This window comes from Pseudomonas sp. R4-35-07 (assembly GCF_003852235.1).
Taxonomy (GTDB): Bacteria; Pseudomonadota; Gammaproteobacteria; order Pseudomonadales; family Pseudomonadaceae; genus Aquipseudomonas.
The window spans coordinates 1,667,798-1,685,893 of the sequence record NZ_CP027732.1; the positions used below are offsets into that span (position 1 = coordinate 1,667,798).

General features: G+C 59.6%; 21 protein-coding genes and 1 pseudogene. 7 read left to right on the plus strand and 15 right to left on the minus strand.

Features of this window, described 5'->3' with window-relative positions; translation table 11 throughout:
* Positions 1 to 120: 120 nt before the first annotated feature.
* Together C4J89_RS07585 and queF are read left to right on the plus strand one after the other, a co-directional pair.
* Positions 121 to 633: a plastocyanin/azurin family copper-binding protein gene (locus C4J89_RS07585; RefSeq protein ID WP_124414129.1), complete on the plus strand. Its 513-nt coding sequence runs from the start codon at positions 121 to 123 to the stop codon at positions 631 to 633.
* Between the two features lie 67 nt (positions 634 to 700).
* Positions 701 to 1,531 carry an NADPH-dependent 7-cyano-7-deazaguanine reductase QueF gene (gene queF, locus C4J89_RS07590; RefSeq protein ID WP_124414130.1) on the plus strand — a complete coding sequence of 277 codons (831 nt, stop codon included), beginning with the start codon at positions 701 to 703 and terminating at the stop codon, positions 1,529 to 1,531.
* A 136-nt stretch (positions 1,532 to 1,667) separates the two neighbouring features.
* Here queF and C4J89_RS07595 read toward each other — a convergent pair whose 3' ends face one another.
* Positions 1,668 to 1,934 (minus strand): DUF4404 family protein, encoded by a 267-nt coding sequence (locus C4J89_RS07595; RefSeq protein WP_124370045.1) that lies wholly within the window; start codon positions 1,932 to 1,934, stop codon positions 1,668 to 1,670.
* A gap of 111 nt (positions 1,935 to 2,045) precedes the next feature.
* Positions 2,046 to 2,654, minus strand: a complete 609-nt coding sequence (locus tag C4J89_RS07600; protein ID WP_124414131.1) for an HAD family phosphatase — start codon at positions 2,652 to 2,654, stop codon at positions 2,046 to 2,048.
* A gap of 196 nt (positions 2,655 to 2,850) precedes the next feature.
* On the opposite strand from C4J89_RS07600, the gene C4J89_RS07605 reads away from it, so the two are divergent.
* A complete protein-coding gene (locus tag C4J89_RS07605; protein ID WP_057722960.1) occupies positions 2,851 to 3,540 on the plus strand; it encodes a VacJ family lipoprotein in 690 nt (229 codons plus the stop codon).
* 62 nt (positions 3,541 to 3,602) lie between these two features.
* Here the strand turns inward: C4J89_RS07605 and C4J89_RS07610 are convergent, their stop codons facing one another.
* The gene (locus C4J89_RS07610; RefSeq protein ID WP_124361816.1) at positions 3,603 to 3,899 is read right to left on the minus strand and encodes a PilZ domain-containing protein; all 297 of its coding nucleotides are present in this window, start codon (positions 3,897 to 3,899) and stop codon (positions 3,603 to 3,605) included.
* Between the two features lie 276 nt (positions 3,900 to 4,175).
* On the opposite strand from C4J89_RS07610, the gene rssB reads away from it, so the two are divergent.
* On the plus strand, positions 4,176 to 5,357 hold the full coding sequence (gene rssB, locus C4J89_RS07620; RefSeq protein ID WP_124361818.1) for a two-component system response regulator RssB: 1,182 nt from the start codon (positions 4,176 to 4,178) through the stop codon (positions 5,355 to 5,357).
* Positions 5,357 to 5,839: an anti-sigma factor antagonist RssC gene (rssC, locus tag C4J89_RS07625; protein WP_003172602.1), complete on the plus strand. Its 483-nt coding sequence runs from the start codon at positions 5,357 to 5,359 to the stop codon at positions 5,837 to 5,839. Before rssB ends, rssC begins: the two co-directional genes overlap by 1 nt.
* Positions 5,840 to 6,037: 198 nt before the next feature.
* Here rssC and tal read toward each other — a convergent pair whose 3' ends face one another.
* Both tal and dusA read right to left on the minus strand, forming a co-directional pair.
* Positions 6,038 to 6,964, minus strand: coding sequence for a transaldolase (tal, locus tag C4J89_RS07630; RefSeq protein WP_124414132.1), 927 nt, complete (start codon positions 6,962 to 6,964; stop codon positions 6,038 to 6,040).
* Between the two features lie 281 nt (positions 6,965 to 7,245).
* A complete protein-coding gene (dusA, locus tag C4J89_RS07635) occupies positions 7,246 to 8,256 on the minus strand; it encodes a tRNA dihydrouridine(20/20a) synthase DusA (RefSeq protein WP_124416007.1) in 1,011 nt (336 codons plus the stop codon).
* Positions 8,257 to 8,359: 103 nt separating this feature from the next.
* On the opposite strand from dusA, the gene C4J89_RS07640 reads away from it, so the two are divergent.
* A complete protein-coding gene (locus tag C4J89_RS07640; protein WP_124414133.1) occupies positions 8,360 to 9,511 on the plus strand; it encodes a site-specific integrase in 1,152 nt (383 codons plus the stop codon).
* Here C4J89_RS07640 and C4J89_RS07645 read toward each other — a convergent pair.
* The 5 genes and pseudogenes from C4J89_RS07645 to C4J89_RS07665 all read right to left on the minus strand — a co-directional run.
* Positions 9,486 to 9,758 carry a pyocin activator PrtN family protein gene (locus C4J89_RS07645; RefSeq protein WP_124414134.1) on the minus strand — a complete coding sequence of 91 codons (273 nt, stop codon included), beginning with the start codon at positions 9,756 to 9,758 and terminating at the stop codon, positions 9,486 to 9,488. The genes C4J89_RS07640 and C4J89_RS07645 overlap by 26 nt on opposite strands.
* The gene (locus tag C4J89_RS07650; protein WP_124414135.1) at positions 9,755 to 10,273 is read right to left on the minus strand and encodes a hypothetical protein; all 519 of its coding nucleotides are present in this window, start codon (positions 10,271 to 10,273) and stop codon (positions 9,755 to 9,757) included. Before C4J89_RS07650 ends, C4J89_RS07645 begins: the two co-directional genes overlap by 4 nt.
* The gene (locus C4J89_RS07655; protein ID WP_124414136.1) at positions 10,270 to 10,536 is read right to left on the minus strand and encodes a hypothetical protein; all 267 of its coding nucleotides are present in this window, start codon (positions 10,534 to 10,536) and stop codon (positions 10,270 to 10,272) included. The genes C4J89_RS07650 and C4J89_RS07655 overlap by 4 nt, the downstream gene beginning before the upstream one ends.
* A 138-nt stretch (positions 10,537 to 10,674) precedes the next feature.
* The gene (locus tag C4J89_RS07660) at positions 10,675 to 10,986 is read right to left on the minus strand and encodes a hypothetical protein (protein WP_124414137.1); all 312 of its coding nucleotides are present in this window, start codon (positions 10,984 to 10,986) and stop codon (positions 10,675 to 10,677) included.
* Positions 10,987 to 11,048: 62 nt separating this feature from the next.
* Positions 11,049 to 11,582, minus strand: a pseudogene (locus tag C4J89_RS07665) (bifunctional DNA primase/helicase); the annotation flags it as partial.
* A 46-nt stretch (positions 11,583 to 11,628) separates the two neighbouring features.
* Here C4J89_RS07665 and C4J89_RS07670 point away from each other — a divergent pair.
* On the plus strand, positions 11,629 to 13,584 hold the full coding sequence (locus C4J89_RS07670) for a phage tail tape measure protein (RefSeq protein WP_372238974.1): 1,956 nt from the start codon (positions 11,629 to 11,631) through the stop codon (positions 13,582 to 13,584).
* 63 nt (positions 13,585 to 13,647) lie between these two features.
* Here C4J89_RS07670 and C4J89_RS07675 read toward each other — a convergent pair whose 3' ends face one another.
* From C4J89_RS07675 to C4J89_RS07695, 5 genes are read right to left on the minus strand one after another with little or no spacing between them, the layout of a single operon-like run.
* A complete protein-coding gene (locus C4J89_RS07675) occupies positions 13,648 to 15,534 on the minus strand; it encodes a phage tail protein (protein ID WP_124414138.1) in 1,887 nt (628 codons plus the stop codon).
* Positions 15,531 to 16,232: a phage tail protein I gene (locus C4J89_RS07680; protein WP_124414139.1), complete on the minus strand. Its 702-nt coding sequence runs from the start codon at positions 16,230 to 16,232 to the stop codon at positions 15,531 to 15,533. The genes C4J89_RS07675 and C4J89_RS07680 overlap by 4 nt, the downstream gene beginning before the upstream one ends.
* Positions 16,232 to 17,143, minus strand: a complete 912-nt coding sequence (locus C4J89_RS07685) for a baseplate assembly protein (RefSeq protein WP_124414140.1) — start codon at positions 17,141 to 17,143, stop codon at positions 16,232 to 16,234. Before C4J89_RS07685 ends, C4J89_RS07680 begins: the two co-directional genes overlap by 1 nt.
* Positions 17,140 to 17,484 (minus strand): GPW/gp25 family protein, encoded by a 345-nt coding sequence (locus tag C4J89_RS07690; RefSeq protein ID WP_124414141.1) that lies wholly within the window; start codon positions 17,482 to 17,484, stop codon positions 17,140 to 17,142. Before C4J89_RS07690 ends, C4J89_RS07685 begins: the two co-directional genes overlap by 4 nt.
* Entirely contained in the window at positions 17,481 to 18,059 is a 579-nt protein-coding gene (locus C4J89_RS07695) for a phage baseplate assembly protein V (RefSeq protein WP_124414142.1), read from the minus strand. The genes C4J89_RS07690 and C4J89_RS07695 overlap by 4 nt, the downstream gene beginning before the upstream one ends.
* Positions 18,060 to 18,096: the final 37 nt, after the last annotated feature.

Sequence of the window (18,096 nt, forward strand, 5' to 3'; positions counted from 1 at the left end):
TACCGTGGGCTTAACGGTAAGGGGGCAACCTGACAAAGTTGTAATCTAGCAGTCAGTTGGCTGGCAGCGAGGCCATCTTAAAGTGCTGGCCAAGCGAGTCACCCATTTGGAGAGTCAAAGATGGCGTTGCGTACACCTGTGTTCCTGGCGGGCTGCCTGTTGGCGCTGAGTTTCGATGCCCTGGCCGATGGGGCCCACACCTATGCTTTCGGCCAACCAGCCACTGCGGACAAGGCCACACGCACGGTTGAAGTGACCCTGCAGGACATTTCTTTCTCGCCCAAGTCCCTCGACATCAAGGCCGGTGAGACGGTGCGCTTTGTGCTGGTCAATAAAGGCCGGTTGCTGCATGAGTTCAACCTCGGCGACGCGGCCATGCACGCCGAACACCAGAAGGAAATGTTACAGATGCAGGCCAGCGGCATGCTGACGGCCACCGGTATGGGAGAAATGGACCACAGTAAAATGAACCATGGCGCGATGAAGCACGATGATCCGAACAGTGTGCTGGTCGAGCCCGGAAAAACCGCCGAGCTGACTTGGACATTCTCCAAAACCACTGACCTTGAGTTCGCCTGCAATCTTCCCGGGCATTACCAGGCGGGCATGGTCGGCAAACTGACCGTTGAGTAAGGCGTTCCTTAAGGGCGCGGGCAAAGGCTGGTAGACTTGTGCGGTTTATTTAGCCAGGTTTTCCGCCATGCATCCCGCAGCCGAACATTCGCCGCTGGGCAAGTCCAGTGAATACATCTCCACTTACACCCCTTCGTTGCTGTTCCCGATCCCTCGCGCCGCCAAGTGGGCCGAGCTGGGCCTGAGCGCCGAGACCCTGCCTTACAAGGGTGTGGATTTCTGGAACTGCTTCGAACTGTCCTGGTTGCTGCCGTCCGGTAAACCGGTGGTGGCCATCGGTGAGTTCAGCATCCCGGCCGACTCGCCGAACATCATCGAGTCCAAGTCCTTCAAGCTGTACCTCAACTCGTTGAACCAGACCGCGTTTGCCGATACGCCGAGCCTGGAAGCCACCTTGCGCGCCGACCTCAGTGCCGCCGCCGGCAAACCGGTGAGCGTGCGCATCCGCAGCCTGGCCGAGATCGAGGCTGAGGGTGTGATGGCGTTGCCGGGTGTGTGCATCGATGATCTGGATATCAACGTCAGCAGCTACGAGCACCCGCGTCCGGAATTGTTGCGCTGTGACGATTCGCGGGTAGTGGAAGAGAGCGTGCACAGCCACCTGCTCAAATCCAACTGTCCAGTCACCAGCCAGCCCGATTGGGGCAGCGTAGTGGTGGAGTACCGTGGCGCGGCGCTGGATCACGCCAGCCTGCTGGAATACCTGGTGAGCTTTCGCCAGCACTCGGACTTCCATGAGCAGTGCGTGGAACGCATCTTCCTGGACCTGCAGCGCTTGCTCAAGCCTGAGAAGTTGACTGTGTATGCGCGGTATGTGCGGCGGGGTGGGTTGGATATCAACCCGTATCGCAGCACCGAGGATGTGGCGTTTCAGAACGTACGCCTGGCGCGTCAGTAGCCTTCACGCAAAACAAATGTGGGAGGGGGCTTGCCCCCGATTGCAGGGTTTCAGACACATATGCTGTGGCTGACACGCCGCTATCGGGGGCAAGCCCCCTCCCACATTTTGGATCTGCGCTTGGCTCGCGGGCAGGTTAGATCCCGATATTGCCCAGGGTGATCATGATATTGCGCAAGGTCCCGGAAATGACCGGGTGCTCAGCGTCGAACTCTATGGCCGCTTGATTCACATCGTCGGAAATGCTCGGCGTTTGGGTGGCCGGTTCCAATTCAAGTTGCACTTCGAACTTGGCAATCAATTCCTCCAACGCTTCACGTTTTTCAGGTGACAGCGGTGGCTCCTGTTCCAACTGCCCGCGCAGGATCTCGATCTGCTCTTCCAGCTTTTTGCGATCAGGCATGACGTTCTTTCCTTTTATCGATAGTCACTGGCATAGACCGCGGCACGCCGGGAAAGGTCTACGAACTGCTCTGTAGATTAATCCACTGCGGCCAACCGTGCATGATCCTTGTCAGGGCTTCTCGCCTTTGAGCCGGCGCAGGCGGATGTCGGCCAGGCAGGTGCCGAGTTCACCGAGGTGATCGATCACTGAGTGCACGCCTAATCCATAGAGCGCCACGGTGGCCTTGCCGCGCTTGTGCTCGCGTTCCTTGTCGCTCAGCTCCTGCCACTGCTGCGGCGCGACGCCGCACAGGGAGCCGCAGGAGGCCAGGCCGATGGTCCACAAGCCGGCATTCAGGCCCGATTGCAGCAGGCGGGGCTCGCCGCTGACCAGCACGCAACCGTCCAGGCGTGTGATATTCAGCTCCATCAAGGCCTGCCAGCAGGCATGGGGCGCCGGCCAGCGGATGGCGGAGGGCGAGGCGGCCTTGAGCCAGGCGGGCAGGGTGGCGGCCAGTGGCGTGGTGATCGAGGGCGGCAATTCATCCAGCCAGGCGCAGGGCACGCCCTGTTCCTTCAGGCTGCGCAGAATTTTCAGAGCCCCAGGTGTGGTCTGGGAATCGAGGGAAGGGGAGTCGCTGCGCGCCTGGGAACCGAAATCCACCAGGCAGCCACTCAAACCAAACAACACGGCAGTCAACGCGGGGGCAGTGGTGACGGCTATCTCGGCATGCGGCATCTGAACGTCCCTGAAATAGTTACAACGCTATCGGGGTGGCATGACAAGTGGATGACACAGGTGGGTATTTGTAGGAATTTTGTCCAAATCATGAAAGTCGTTTCCTTGCGACTGCCTAAATCGACACTTCCGTCATATACTGACGGCCTTATTCAGGGCATAGCGCCCATGACAGACTATTCAAGGAGCAAAAGCTATGCGCTGGAGCCAGTACTTCGCTCAGCTATCGGTGTGTGCCACCGTCCTGTTGGCACCGTTCGCCGCCCAAGCAGCGACCGAAGACGATCCATGGGAAAGCGTCAACCGCCCGATCTTCACCTTCAACGACACCGTTGACACCTACGCCCTCAAGCCAATCGCCCAAGGCTATCAGTTCGTCACCCCGCAATTCGTGCAGGACGGCGTTCACAACTTCTTCCGCAACATCGGCGATGTCGGCAACCTGGCCAACAACGTCCTGCAGCTCAAACCTCATAATGCTGGCGTCGACACGGCTCGCCTGTTGGTCAACACCACATTCGGCGTACTGGGCTTCATCGATGTCGGCACCAAAATGGGGCTGCAGCGCAGCGATGAAGACTTTGGCCAGACTCTCGGCTACTGGGGCGTCGGCAGCGGTCCCTACGTGATGATCCCGTTGCTGGGCCCAAGCACCTTGCGCGATGCGCCGTCCAAATACGTGGACAGCTACACCCAACCGTACCGCTACATGAACGATATCGGCTGGCGCAACAGCACCTTCGGCCTGAACGTGGTCGACACCCGTGCCAGCCTGCTCGACAGCGAGAAGCTGATCAGCGGCGACAAGTACACTTTTATCCGAAACGCCTACCTGCAGAACCGTGAGTTCAAGGTCAAGGACGGCAAGGTCGTCGACGACTTTTAAGCTGAGACGTTTTGAAATGAAAAAGGCGACCTTTGAACGGTCGCCTTTTTTGTGGGCGCATATCAGCGCATTTTCAGGATTCTGAGGCCCAGGTGCTGCTCATCGCCGGCAGCCTTGGTCCACACCACCTCGGTATCGGCCTCAAGGCCCTTGAGTGCGGCGTGCTCTGAATCGATGCGCACGGTGAGCAGGTCGCCCACACTGAACTGGCGAGGTGCCTGCACCTGCATGCCGGAGCTGGACAGGTCCAGGCACACCCCTTCGATCTCCTGGCCAGCGTGGATCAAGGACACATCGGCATCTACCCGCATGCGGATGAAGTCACGTTTTTCGGCGTAGTCGCGCTCGTGTTCGCTCACAGCGTCCATCCTTACTTTGCGTTGTGGTGGTGAGCGTTCTTATAACTCCGGGTGATTTGCGGTGTAAAGACGCCCGGCGACCATCGGCATGAGCTTGAAACCCCTCACGGATGGGAGTACCGTCTGCGCCTTAGAAGGGCACCTCTGCTTTACCGTTGTGCATGGGCGAAATCCCAATGCTTTGTAGGACAGAGAGGCTAGAAAGCGAATCCAGTACGTGAGCACGGCCATTGCCGCGCCGCCTACGCCAACCTAATTCTGGCGCCGTTTGCCCACATGCAAAAAACCAGTGCCACGCTGCTGATAATCGATGACGACGAAGTAGTGCGCGCGAGCCTCGCGGCCTATTTGGAAGACAGTGGCTTCAGCGTCCTGCAGGCCGGCAACGGCCAACAGGGTCTCCAGGTATTCGAGCGCGACAAGCCCGACCTCGTGATCTGCGACTTGCGCATGCCCCAAATGGGCGGCCTCGAGCTGATTCGCCAGGTGACCGAGCGTGCTCCGCAGACGCCGGTGATTGTCGTGTCCGGTGCCGGGGTCATGAATGACGCCGTTGAAGCCCTGCGCCTGGGCGCCGCCGATTACCTGATCAAGCCCCTGGAAGACCTGGCCGTGCTGGAGCACTCGGTGCGCCGCGCCCTGGACCGTGCCCGGCTGTTGCTGGAAAACCAGCGCTACCGCGAAAAACTCGAGACCGCCAACCGCGAGCTCGAAGCCAGCCTGAACCTGCTCCAGGAAGACCAGAACGCCGGTCGCCAGGTGCAGATGAACATGCTGCCGGTCAGTCCGTGGACCATCGACGAATTCAAGTTTGCCCACCAGATCATCCCGTCGTTGTACCTGTCGGGTGATTTCGTCGACTATTTCCGAGTGGATGAGCGGCGTGTGGCGTTCTACCTGGCCGACGTGTCCGGCCACGGTGCGTCCTCAGCGTTCGTCACCGTGTTGTTGAAGTTCATGACGACGCGGTTGCTGTTCGAATCCAAACGCAACGGCACCTTGCCCGAGTTCACCCCCTCCGAGGTGCTGGGCCACATCAACCGGGGCCTGATCAGCTGTAAGCTGGGCAAGCACGTGACGATGGTCGGCGGCGTGATCGATGAAGAAACCGGTCTTTTGACCTACAGCATTGGCGGTCACCTGCCGATGCCGGTTCTATACACTCCTGACAGTGTGCGTTACCTGGAAGGGCGTGGCCTGCCGGTGGGCTTGTTCAATGAAGCCACCTACGAAGACCACATCCTGGAACTGCCGCCGACTTTCAGCCTGACGCTGATGTCCGACGGTATCCTGGACCTTCTTCCAGAGCCTACACTCAAAGAGAAAGAAGCTGCCTTGCCCCAAAAGGTCAAGTCGGCGGGCGGCAGCCTGGATGGTCTGCGGCAGGTTTTTGGATTGGCCACGCTAGGGGAGATGCCGGATGATATCGCCCTATTGGTGTTGAGCAGGAATCTTTGATGAGTACCGGAAGAATCCAATTCGCCGAGCAAGACGGGACCTTCGTCCTGAAATTTGTCGGTGAAGTGCGCCTGACTCTGTGTTCGGCGCTGGATGCGACGATTGAGCGGATCTTCACAGCGCTGAACTTCTCGGCGATCGTGATCGATCTGACCGAAACCCGCAGCATCGATAGCACCACCCTGGGCCTGCTGGCCAAGTTGTCCATTCTGTCTCGGCAGAAGGTTGGCCTGTTGCCGACCGTCGTCACCACCCACGAAGACATCACCCGGCTCCTGCAGTCCATGGGCTTCGACCAGGTGTTCAACATCGTTGACCGCCCGATCCCCTGCCCGGAATGCCTGACCGACCTGCCTTCACAGGATCAGTCCGAGGAAGTCGTACGGGTGAAGGTGCTGGAAGCGCACAAGATCCTGATGGGCTTGAACGAGTCCAACCGCGAAGCCTTCCACGACCTTGTGAACGCCCTGGAACGCCACTGATCGCTAATTGAAATGTGATCAAACTGTGGGAGGGGGCTTGCCCCCGATAGCGGTGTGTCAGTTATGAACAAGCTGACTGACACTCTGCCATCGGGAGCAAGCCCCCTCCCACAGTTTGACCTGCGACAGGCTTGAAACCTGCGCCCACAAAAAAGGGCGGCACCCGCCAAGGTGCCGCCCTTTTTGCCGCCTACGCTTTTACAGCTTGGCCGACAACAATGCCTCCAGCTTCTCCTGATCCCGAGCAAACTGACGAATTCCCTCCGCCAGCTTCTCAGTCGCCATCGCATCTTCGTTGGATTCCCAACGGAACTGCGCTTCAGTCATATGCACCCGCGCTTCACCGGCATGGCCTGGCGCCAACTTGCGCTCCAGCTTGCCTTCATCGGCCGCCAGCTTCTCCAGCAAATCCGGGCTGATGGTCAGGCGGTCACACCCGGCCAACTCTTCGATCTGGCTCAGGTTACGGAAGCTTGCACCCATCACCACGGTCTTGTAGCCATTGGCCTTGTAGTAGTTATAGATGCGCGTCACCGACTGTACGCCCGGGTCATCGGAACCGGTGTAATCGTTGCCATTGGCCTTCTTGTACCAATCGTAGATACGGCCCACGAACGGCGAAATCAGGAACACACCCGCTTCAGCGCACGCCACGGCCTGGGCGAACGAGAACAGCAGCGTCAGGTTGGTCTGGATGCCTTCTTTTTCCAGCTTTTCCGCTGCGCGGATACCTTCCCAGGTGGATGCGATCTTGATCAGCACACGGTCACGGCTAACACCGGCTTTGTCGTACAGATCGATCAGACGGTGCGCACGCTTGAGGATCGCGTCTTCGTCAAACGACAAACGGGCGTCCACCTCAGTGGAAATACGGCCCGGTACGACTTTAAGAATCTCCTGGCCAACCGCGACTGCGAAACGGTCACTGGCCAGGCCCACGTCGCCGTTGCAGTCCTGCACACATTCATCCAGCAGCTTGGCATAGCCAGAGATCGACGAAGCCTTGAGCAGCAGGGAAGGGTTAGTGGTCGCGTCTTGTGGCTTGAGCTTGGCGAGGGTAGAAAAATCGCCGGTATCGGCTACGACGGTGGTGAATTGCTTGAGTTGTTCCAGCTTGGAAGTCATGGGCGTGCTCTGTCCTGTGGGTCTGATGACATTACCCGAGCGCTGGCAGGCGCTCAAGGGCGCAAATGCGTTAGGTCGTTTGCGAGGGCAACAACCTGAAAACAGCCGTATGAATGGCGGTCGTACTGCTCAATAGGAGGGCAAAACCGCCGCCAGGTTCAACCCAACTGCCCGATAGCGCCTTCATAGCCGCACACCGCACCAAATGTGGGAGGGGGCTTGCCCCCGATAGCAATGTATCAGCCAATCCAAAACTAACTGACCCGCTGCAAGCCAACCAGTCACCGCCCTTCCAACAATTCCCCAGCCTGATCCAGCAACGCCAGCGGGTCCGCCGCCTTATGAATATCCACCGACAACAACTGCCTGAACCTGCGCGCCCCAGGAAAACCCGTGCCCAACCCCAACACATGCCGAGTGATGTGATGCATCGTCCCACCACTGGCCAGATGCTCAGCAATATAAGGCCGCAACTGCGCCAACGCCTCCGCCCGACCAATCACCGGCGCCTCACTGCCAAACAACCGCTGATCCACCTGCGCCAACAGATACGGATTGTGATAAGCCTCCCGCCCCAGCATTACCCCATCAAACGTCTGCAAATGCTCCTGGCACTGCTCCAACGTCTTGATCCCACCGTTGAGAATAATCTCAAGCTCCGGGAAATCCTGCTTCAACTGCGCCGCCACGTCATAGCGCAATGGCGGAATATCGCGATTCTCCTTCGGCGACAACCCCTCCAGAATCGCAATCCGCGCATGCACGGTAAAACTGGTGCAACCCGCGTCCTTCACCGTGCCGACAAAATCACACAGCTCGGCATAACTGTCCCGGCCATTGATACCGATACGGTGCTTCACCGTCACCGGAATCGACACCGCATCGCGCATCGCCTTCACACAGTCCGCAACCAGGGCAGGGTGGGCCATGAGGATCGCGCCGATCATGTTGTTCTGCACGCGATCGCTGGGGCAGCCGACGTTCAAGTTCACTTCATCGTAACCGGCGGCCTCGGCCATACGGGCGCAGGCGGCCAGATCGGCGGGGACACTGCCGCCTAGCTGGAGCGCAAGCGGGTGCTCGGCTTCGTTGTGACGCAGGAAGCGCTCGTGGTCGCCGTGGAGGATAGCGCCAGTGGTGACCATCTCGGTGTAGAGCAGGGTGTGCTTGGAGAGCAGGCGTAGGAAGTACCGGCAGTGGCGGTCGGTCCAGTCCATCATGGGGGCAACACTAAAGCGCCGAGACAGCGTGGGCCTTGCGTTTACGGGGCTAAAGGTCTGTTTATCTAGCATTTTACTCAACGTGTTCTTGGCGTGTTTTCGGGCGTTTTCAGGCGTTTTTAAAGGCTCGGTGGTACGATGTACCACTTCAAAACTGACGCGTACCACTTTCAATATGGCGACTATCAGGGCAAGAAAACTGGCGGATGGGACTGTGAGCTACACGGCACAGATCCGCATCAAGCGCGACGGAGTGCAAGTCTACCAAGAGAGCCAGACCTTCGCCCGAAAACAGGCTGCTCAGGCTTGGGCACGCAAGCGCGGGGCGGAGCTGGATGAGCCTGGTGCGATCGAGCGCGCAAACCGCAAGGGCGCCACGCTGAAAGATATGACCGATCGCTACCTGATCGAAGTTGAGAAAGCCAAGCCGCTGGGCAAGACCAAGCGCGCCACACTCAATGCGATTGGCGAAACTTACCTGGGCAAGTTGACCGATACGGATATCAACACCCAGTGCCTGGTCGATTATGCACTTTGGCGAATGAGCGGAGAGGGCGGTGGCGTTCAGCCACAAACCGCTGGCAATGACCTGGCGCACCTCGGTGCAGTGCTGGCAATTGCCAAAGACGCGTGGGGCTATCAGGTCGATCCGCTCGCCATGGGCGGTGCGCGGCGTGTGTTACGCAAGCTGGGCTACAACTTGAAAAGTCGTGAGCGCGACCGCCGACCGACATTGGATGAGCTGGGACGGGTGCTGACGCACTACCAGGCCATGCAGGTGAGGCGCCCGACCGTCATAAATATGCTGAAGGTCGTGGGCTTCGCCCTGTTCTCCACACGCCGGCTCGATGAAATAACCCGAATTCGCTGGGCAGACGTAGACGAGGCGGGCCAGCGGGTGCTGGTGCGCGACATGAAAAACCCAGGGCAGAAGATCGGCAACGATGTTTGGTGTTACCTGCCGGACGAGGCGTGGCATATCCTCCAGACGATGCCGAAGGCCGGCGAAGACATCTTCCCCTACAGCCCTGAGTCGATCTCCACGTCCTGGACGAAAGCCTGCAAGTTTTTGACCATCGCGGATCTGCACTTCCACGACCTCCGGCATGAAGGTGTCAGCCGCCTGTTCGAAATGGACTGGGATATTCCGCGTGTGGCGAGCGTTTCCGGCCACAGGGATTGGAATTCAATGAGGCGTTACACCCACCTTCGCGGTCGGGGCGACCGCTATGTGGGCTGGGAGTGGCACGAAAAGATTCTGAGGGCGCCCGTCCAACTGGGCGCCGCATCGCAGAAGTGGCTCAAACGGCGTGTTTTATCCCGTTGAGCTGGTTGTGCTCCTTAACCCCGGCTGCGCGCTGTAGGTCCAGGTACGCGGCCAAGTCGGTGAGGTGGATGCCCTTGGCCGACTTCTGGCTCGGCTCCAGGCGGGTGATGGGCAACTTGATCTGGCCGCTCATCACCTTGCGCTGGAACATGTCCGGCGTCAGGTGCGTGAAGTAATCCCGGCACACGAGCTCCAATGAGATGACCGCCTGGCCGTACTGGGCCATCAGGATAAAGGCTGTGTTCATGGCTGTTGCTCCAACTGAGCGCCGCTCATATCAATCAGTCTGCGATAGCCTGCGTCGTACAGCGCTTCCGCACTTTGCGAGATGGTCAGGCAAGCACCTACGAATGGATTCAAGACTTTTACCAAGTCATCAATTCCCTTTTTCCGCAGGGCTGCGGCCTCATCTTTGGTCCGAAAGCATCCGCCATCGCACCCAACTGGCTTGAGGGAGTCGATGCGATCCCAAATTTTTTTACTTCCCTCATCGCAGTTTTCACGATTCGGCCCCAGCCAAGTGCGCCATATCTCCAATAGCTCTTCCGATGCGGCCAAGCGCAACTGCAGAGCGTCGGCAAGCTCAATCCTTCGATCAAGTTCGCGCTCTGCGAAATATAGCTTTTCACCAAGAGTCGACTCGCGTGCCAGGGAGGCGTCAAAGTCTTCGGCGAGAACTACGACTGGCTGGAACACAGCTTTGCTCTCACCTTCAACACCAGGGATGAAACCTTTCAACTTCCAGCGCTTTACTTCGTTCATAAAGCCCCCTCCAACATCCGAAACGATTGATGAATGAGCGCCGGCTGAGCCCTATGCTCTGCGGGTTTCGCCATGTCACCCTGGATCTCACAGACGAACCGATGCCGTTGCCGGTTGGGCGCAGTCAGCGCCTCGGTCAGGGCTGGCACGACGTTGGCGCATTGCTCGTAGGCGTTGGGCCCGCTCCAGCTGTCAGTCTTTACCACTTGGCAATCCGTGCGAGCCGCATCCGCGCACAGGTAAAGCATGAGAAACACTTTCATACCACCTCCTGCCGCTCTATGCGGGGATTAACCGGTGTGGTAGCCTCTGCGGTGCCGCCTTGGGGTTGATTCACTTGCATGGTGCTTCTCCTTTGGGTGGTCGGTGTCGAGGGGTTGCAGCCCCTCGGCACCACATTCTTACTGGCTTTCGCCGGTTGGGTTTTGCTTCCGCACCAGGTGCAGTTGCAGGCTTTCAAACTCGACAGCGTCATCGGTCGCTGATTGCCACTCCAGCACTGCCTGGATCTGTTCCCTGCTGCACTCCAGCACCAGAACTTCTTTGTCGCTGACAGCCAGAACCTCCAAGATTGCTACCAGTCCGGCTGGGTCGTAGGCTTCTGCGTGAACAGTTTTTCCTGCCTCGTTAAACCAGGCCTTCAGCTCTTTCAGGTATCGCAGACGGTTGGGTTGCCCTTGGCGGCCCTCGGCGGTGATGACTTGTACGTGCATGGTGCTTCTCCTTTGGGTGGTGGCAGACGTTGCAGCGCCTGGCGGGTACCGCTGTTGATGAATCAGGCTTGGAAGTGCCAGCACTTCACGATGGGTTGCTTGGTGACGACGGCGTTGGTTTTGCTGGCCTGGTGAGCCCGCACCGCGCTGTCAGTCGCCTTGTTGACGTCGAGCAGCTTCCGGGAGCGGGAGTCTTTCAGGCGTTCGCGCAGCTCGCTGACGTCGGCGATTTTTTGCCGGTTTTCTGCCGCGCATTTCACGAAGTCGTTGAGGTTGATGGCGATGATGTGGTCTTTCTTGCTGTGGTTGACCACTGGGCCTTCGGCGTCCAGGCCTTCCAGGTATTCGTAAACCTCCCAGAATTCAGCCACCACCGGATGGTCGGAACTGATCGAGGCCTGGCGCTCAATTGCCATGCGGATGATCTGCGAGCGGGTGTGCTCGACCTGGGCGTCGGTGAGGGGCACCACCATGCACAGACAGTCCAGCAGGGCGAGCATTTGGGCGTGGTTCTTGTTGATCCGCTCCACTCGGATGTAGCCGCGCAGCTTGTTGCCGCAATGGCTACATTCGCTGTGCTCGTCTTTGAACGGGGTAGGCCGCTTTCGCCAACTGCGCACCAGTCGTGCGGGCCATTCAAGTTTGCGCGACGAGATCCGCCGCCTGGAAACGCCGTTCAAGGATCAACTCGCGCTGCTGAAACAGCACACCAGCGAGTCGAAACGCCTGGGCGAGCAGTACGGCCAGCAGCAAGGGAAACTCGCCAGCCTCGGCGTACAGCTCAAGACCGCCGGCATCAACACCAATGCCCTGGGCGCCTCCGAGCTGAAACTCAAGCGCGACATGGACAGTGCCACCCAGGCCATCAAGTTGCAGATGGACCACCTGGACGCCCTGAGGCGTAAACAGGAAAGCCTGGCTAAGGCGCGCGCCACCTACGATAAAACCCAGAGCTTGGCGGGCAGTATGGCTGTGTCTGGTGCCGCAGGGCTGGGGGTGGGATACGCCGCCAGCCGCCCTGTGGTGTCGGCAATTCAGGCCTTTGCCCCGAACGAAGACTCGGCGACACAGCTCAAGGTGTCGATGATGGACGACACCGGCAAGGTCCCGGAGGACTTCCAGAAGATCACAGACCTGGCGACCAAGTTGGGCGACCGCCTGCCAGGCACCACAGCCGATTTTCAGAACATGATGACCATGCTTCGGCGCCAGGGACTGAGTGCACAAAGCATTCTTGGCGGCACCGGAGAGGCTGCTGCATATCTCGGGGTCCAACTGAAAATGGAGGCCACAGAGGCAGCCGAATTCGCGGCCAAGATGCAGGACGCTACTCGCACGTCAGAGAAAGACATGATGTCGCTGATGGACACCATCCAGCGAGGGTTCTATGCCGGCGTTGATCCGACCAACATGCTGCAGGGATTCAGTAAAATTGCCCCGGTGATGGACACCATCAAAAAATCGGGTATCGATGCCGCCGCTGAGCTGGCCCCCCTTCTGGTCATGATGGACCAGGCAGGCATGGAAGGCGGTGCCGCTGGCAACGCGTACCGGAAGATCTTTCAGGCAGGCCTGGACAAGGACGGGGTCAAGGACGTCAACGAGATCATGGCGTTGGAAGGTAAATCCATTCGTTTCAAGTTTACCGATGACAAGGGCAACTTCGCCGGACTGGAAAACCTTTTCGCTCAAGTTGAGAAGCTCAAGACACTGAACGACGAAGACCGCACCGCGACCATCAAGAGTTTATTCGGCGACGACTCCGAAACAATGACCACTTTGAACACTATGATGAGCAAGGGTCTAGCCGGGTATAGGGAGGTGCAGCAGAAGCTGCAAAATCAAGCCGATTTGCGCACCCGTGTGAACGAACAGCTCGGCACTCTCACCAACGTCATGGAAGCGGCCGAGGGCAGCTTTACCAATGCAATGGCGGAGTTCGGAGCCGCAGTTGCGCCCGAGCTTAAAGGGCTGATCAATACGCTTGGCGATCTTGCCAACGGCGTCGGAGCCTGGGCCAGGGAAAACCCAAAGTTGGCCGGCGGCTTGGTAAAAGTCGTCGCGGCTGTCGCGGCTGCAGCGCTGGTCTTCGGCACGCTGGCATTGACCATGGCAAGCATGCTCGGCCCTTTCGCCGTGCTGCGTTATGGCATGGCGATGTTCGGCATTCGCCTCGGAAGCATCAAAGCTCAGCTGATCGGAACCCGTATCGCGGCCGCAGGCGCCGGCGTAGAGGTTGGCCGGATGGGAAAAGTCTGGAGAACCGTCACTGCCAGCCGGGCCGTCGGCGGGATCATTGGCATCATCCCTACGCTGATCAGTTCCGCGCGGCTTGCGGCGGTCAGCGTATTACCTATGCTCAGCGGCGCCGTCAGCACGGTCGGCGCGGCCATCCTAGCTACCCCGGTCGGGTGGCTAATAGCCGCCGTCGCGGGCCTGGTCGCAGCCGCGTTGCTGATTTACAAATACTGGAAACCAGTCAAGGGTTTCTTCCTCGGTTTCTGGCAGGGAATCAGCGAAGCTCTACAGCCGGTGCTCGCCGGGTTCGGTAAGTTCGGCGGGCTGCTGATCAGCCTGTCCTCGGGAACAAACACCTGATCAGTCAGTCTCTGGACACCCGCTGGCGTAAACTTGTATGCAACATCATTCATCGTCATTACCTCAAAGTTCCGCGTCGGCGGTCCACTCGATTTGTAGGGTATAGCCAGGAATGGACCCAGCCGGCGGCACGCATGAAAGCGAAAAGCCTGTTGCCCATAAGCTCTGGATATTCGTGGATGTGCAGGGTTTGACGGAGGACTGCGCCCAGATCTCCGACGAGCTCTCACCAGGTGAAAACAATTTCAGCGTAGGAACGACGCGTTTTACTTCCCGGAAGTCCATACGCAAGGCTGACTGCGAGGCCTGTGCTGCTGCGGACTGCGTGAAGGTGGCAATACAGGTCGACGGACCGTTGTTCGATTTCAGGGGGTGATCCTGCAGGAAAGACTTTTCGAAGTAGCGCAGGCATGCGCGGTACTCCTCCTGGTGCGTCCTGTAATCGTATGGAGTCGCCACGCTGCCGGACTCGATCTGAACGTTGGTAATGTCCGTGTAGTGGGCACCCGTGCCCCAGCTGGCAAAGATAACTTCCAGGAAGTCGTTCGCAACGCCCTTGTTCTTGTTCACCACGCCGCCCAGGTCGAGGGTCACGACGTATTTTTTGTATACCGTCGTCAACTCCACTGAGGTGCCCACATCGACGTTCGGCTCGGTTGAGTTCACCCCGAAGTTCTGGCGAAGAATCACCGCACACGTATGTGGAACGCTGGTTTTCATATAAAACGAGACGGTGACCTTCCCGCCGGCCAGTGTTTCGACGTTCTCGATACGCTGACTGAGGTTCCAGCCCTGGCCTTCACCCTGGCGCGAAAGTCTCAAGGCAAACTTTGCCTCGTTGATATTGGCATCCTGCTCGAGTGGCAGCTGGCTCCAATTGCAGGTGGCGTTTTTTGGGCTGTAAATCATCCAGCGGTCCGGGCCGAACGTGCTTTCGGGGTCGCCATTGGCTTTGCCAACAACGCCTGACTTGCCCCGCTGCCAAATCTGGAAGGCACCGTTGATCAACCGGTTCTTGCGGAATACGTGCACCGGGAACTGCTGGAGTGGACTCTCGATCTGGTTGCGCACTGTCTCGGTGTTCGCCACCCGCTTCGATCGGTCATTAACCGGCGGGGTCGGGGCGTTCTGCCCACCTGCCCATTGAAACGAGAGAGGCGTGGTGCCCAACACAATCGGCGCGTCAGTGACCAGCTGCCAGAGCGTGTCGCCATTGGCGGCGCCGCGCTCAACGTGAACCAACAAACCGGGTGTCACCTCCGCGCCGATATCGGCATCCGCAGTACGGGTCCAGATTTCTGCAGTGGTGAGGTATAAGCCATTGTCTTTGCCCTGGGCCTGGTCCTTCACCAACACCCGAGAGCCCACTGGCACTGCTACGCCGTCAATTGTCTGCGCACCGGCCAGGACGATAGGGCCGGTGGTCGCTACCAGCACTGACTGTTTCACATCCTGCTGATTGAGCGCTTCAGCGATGGACTCTGTAACGAACTTGCGTGTGGCGAGCACAACGGCCGGGTCGATCATCAACACCACATTGGCGGCACTGGAGACGATGAAATTCATGCGGACCACCTGCGTCCGGCCCGAGTTCTGCGACATCAGCGGCTTATAGCTGGGGGCGCAGTTCGCCACGGCAACCAGGTCGCCGTCACCGTCGTACAGCCCGATCTCCCGAATCCACCAGCCCCCCTCATCAGCGGGGATGACCTGCTCGGCGATGAGGATATTGGTGTTGGCAGGATCAATCGACAGCTTGTTCAACGGCCGGCGGCGGCGCTCGTTGATCAGCTTTTTCTGGGTCCGGTCGGGGGTTGGGTCGGTGCCGTTCGCATCGCCGACGCCCATTTCGGTGAGTTTCCAGGGAATGCCCAGCGCGTCCGCATTGGCCTGTTTCGCCTCACCAACCGCCGTGAGAATCGCGAAAAACTGAGAGTTGTGATCGATCATGGGTAGATGTCCAGTGTGTCGATGGAGTGTTCCCGGCCAGCGGCGCCGATGTAGCACGTAAGGTTGATGAGCCCTGGTACTGGCGGATAAATGTCGAGGGTGTCGATGGTGTGCTCGCGCCCCGGTGCGCGGATTACGCCCGTGGTGACGATGTCGCGAAGAACCGGCGGATAGACGTCGATCTCATCGCCGTCGTAAGTGCTGGCGAAAATGTTGATGCCACCGGTGGTTTCGAGGCTGATGGCCAGGCCGGTCAGGTGGCGCGTAACTGGCCTGGCGTCGTCAATGAGCCAGGTCAGCTCCTGATACATCTCCTCGGTAATGCCGGTTTCCAGCACACCCACCTTGATGGCGAATGTGCCAGGTACGCCGTTCGGCGTGGTTTGCCACCACTCCAGCACCTCGATCAGGTAGCCGAGTGGCTCCACCACACGGCGCAAAGCGCCGATGGTGCCTTTGCGCGAGTGGACGTAATGGGAGGAACGGATTGCCGCGCGTTTCGCAGCCTCGGTCCACTTGCTGTCCCAGCGATCAACCGAGAAAGCCCACGCCAGATAGGGCAACAGGTCCACAGGGCAGGTGTCCGGGTTGCAGAGCTGTCGCAGGGGGATCGGCACGCGCTGGATCTGCGCAAGTGCCTGCGCCGCCTGGCGCTCCAGCGGTGTAGCGTTTCCGGGTAGCAGCTGCTGAGCACCCATTACTCGGCGCCTCGGCTCAGTGTGATGCGGGTGCAAAAAGGCGCTTGAGCCTTAGTCGCGACAATGTCCACCCAGCCTTCCAGTTCGACCTTGCGCACGCCCTCGACGTGCAGAGCGGCGTGCAGGGCCGATTCGGAGACCTCCATGCCCAGGCGACGGCGCTGATGAACGTAGGCCAGCAGACGCTGTTCGGCAGCAGCCAAGATAGGTTCCGACTCCGGCCCGCTCGATAGCAGGTAGAGTTTGGCCTTGACCTGGTAATTCAGAATCTGCGCGCCCTGAACGGTGAGACGGTCGGCCACCGGCCGGCGGTCATCGTCGCTTAGGTAAGCGTTGACGACGGCAAGCAGGTCGGGGGGCGCCGTACCATTGCCCAGCAATGACTGAACCGTGACCACGGCGACGGCAGGCGAGGGGCTTTCGGCGGTGGCATCGGCCACGCGACCATCCGCGGCCCTGGCGTGAAAGATGTAGCTGTTGCGCGGGCCGGCGGTGCTCAAACCTTCCCAGGCCATTTGCGCACGCTCGCGCAGGCTATCGTCGCCCTCCATAAGCTTCGGAATCGGCGGCACAGCGTTGGCTTTGCCTTCCTGAATCACCAGGCGCTTGACGTTGAAGTTTGCGGCTAACTGCTCCAGGTCAGTGCCGCGCGCGGTGGCGAGCAGGTTGGCAAGCGACGCTTCGTTGACCCGCTGACGCCACACGGTTTCCCGGTATACGTTTTCCTGGAGCAGCTTGGTCAGTGGCTCCGACTCGATCTCCAGACGGGCCGCGATTTGGGCCTGCTCGTCGGCCGGCCATAGGCTGATCATGTACGCCTTCCGCTCAGCCAGGATCTGTTCGAAGTCGATTTGCTCGACAATCTGCGGCGGCGGCAGTTGGCTGAGGTCGATGGCAGCAAAACTGTTCATACACTGCCCCCTAGCTGCAGCGGTACGCTGAGGCTCAGCGGCTCATTGGTATCCACCACGGTGCCCTCCAGATCGATCGAGGCCTGGCCCTGCATGTTCGCGCCTGCGAACTGCACGCGGCTCAAGCTGATGCGGGTTTCCCAGCGCATAAGGGCCATGACCGTGGCTGCATAAACCCGCAGGCGGTTGACGTCGTTGAATGGGTGGTCGACCAGCTCGGGCACCAGGCTGCCGTATTCGCGGCGCATTACACGCGTGCCTATGCGTGTGGTCAGAATGTCGGTGATCGACTGGCTGATAAGCTCGCGCTCGCTGATGGCGCCGCCGGTATGTCGGTTCATGATGGGATGGGCACCCCGGACTGCTCGCTGCCGGCCTTGACGCCGGTGTGCGGGTGTTTGACCAGGCTGACGCCGGCTGCGACCACGTCAATCGACACGTCAACCCGACCGGTGACGGTCTGATTCCCGGTTTGGATGTAGTCGCCCTGGTGCGTTATGTCGCCGACCAGGTTGATGCCACCCTTGCTGATCAGGTTGGTTGTACCGCCGTCGACCAGCGTGGCGTTGAGGTGGTGGGCCACGCTGTCGTATTCGATCACCGTGCCGTCGGCGTAGGTACGACGGTGCAGGCCAGGGCGGTTGCCGTTGGCCGGGATGTGGTCACTGAATACGCCAGTCACGGCGATGCCGTTGGCGAGCTGGCCGGATGGGCTGAATAGCATCACCTGCTCGCCCAGGGTGGGCGGGTCCCACTCGCGGTCGGCCCCGGCGCGCAACGCGAGCCATGGTAGCCAGGCGGTGGTCAGCGTTCCGGTTTTTACCTGCACGCGCGGGGGCTCCATCTGCACGGCGGCGATGACGCCGAAGCGGATGAGGTTTTCGAGCAGGCGGGCGAGGGCGGCTAAGTCGTTCATGGCGCCGATGGTGGCGCCACGCGCGTGCGGGCGCAGC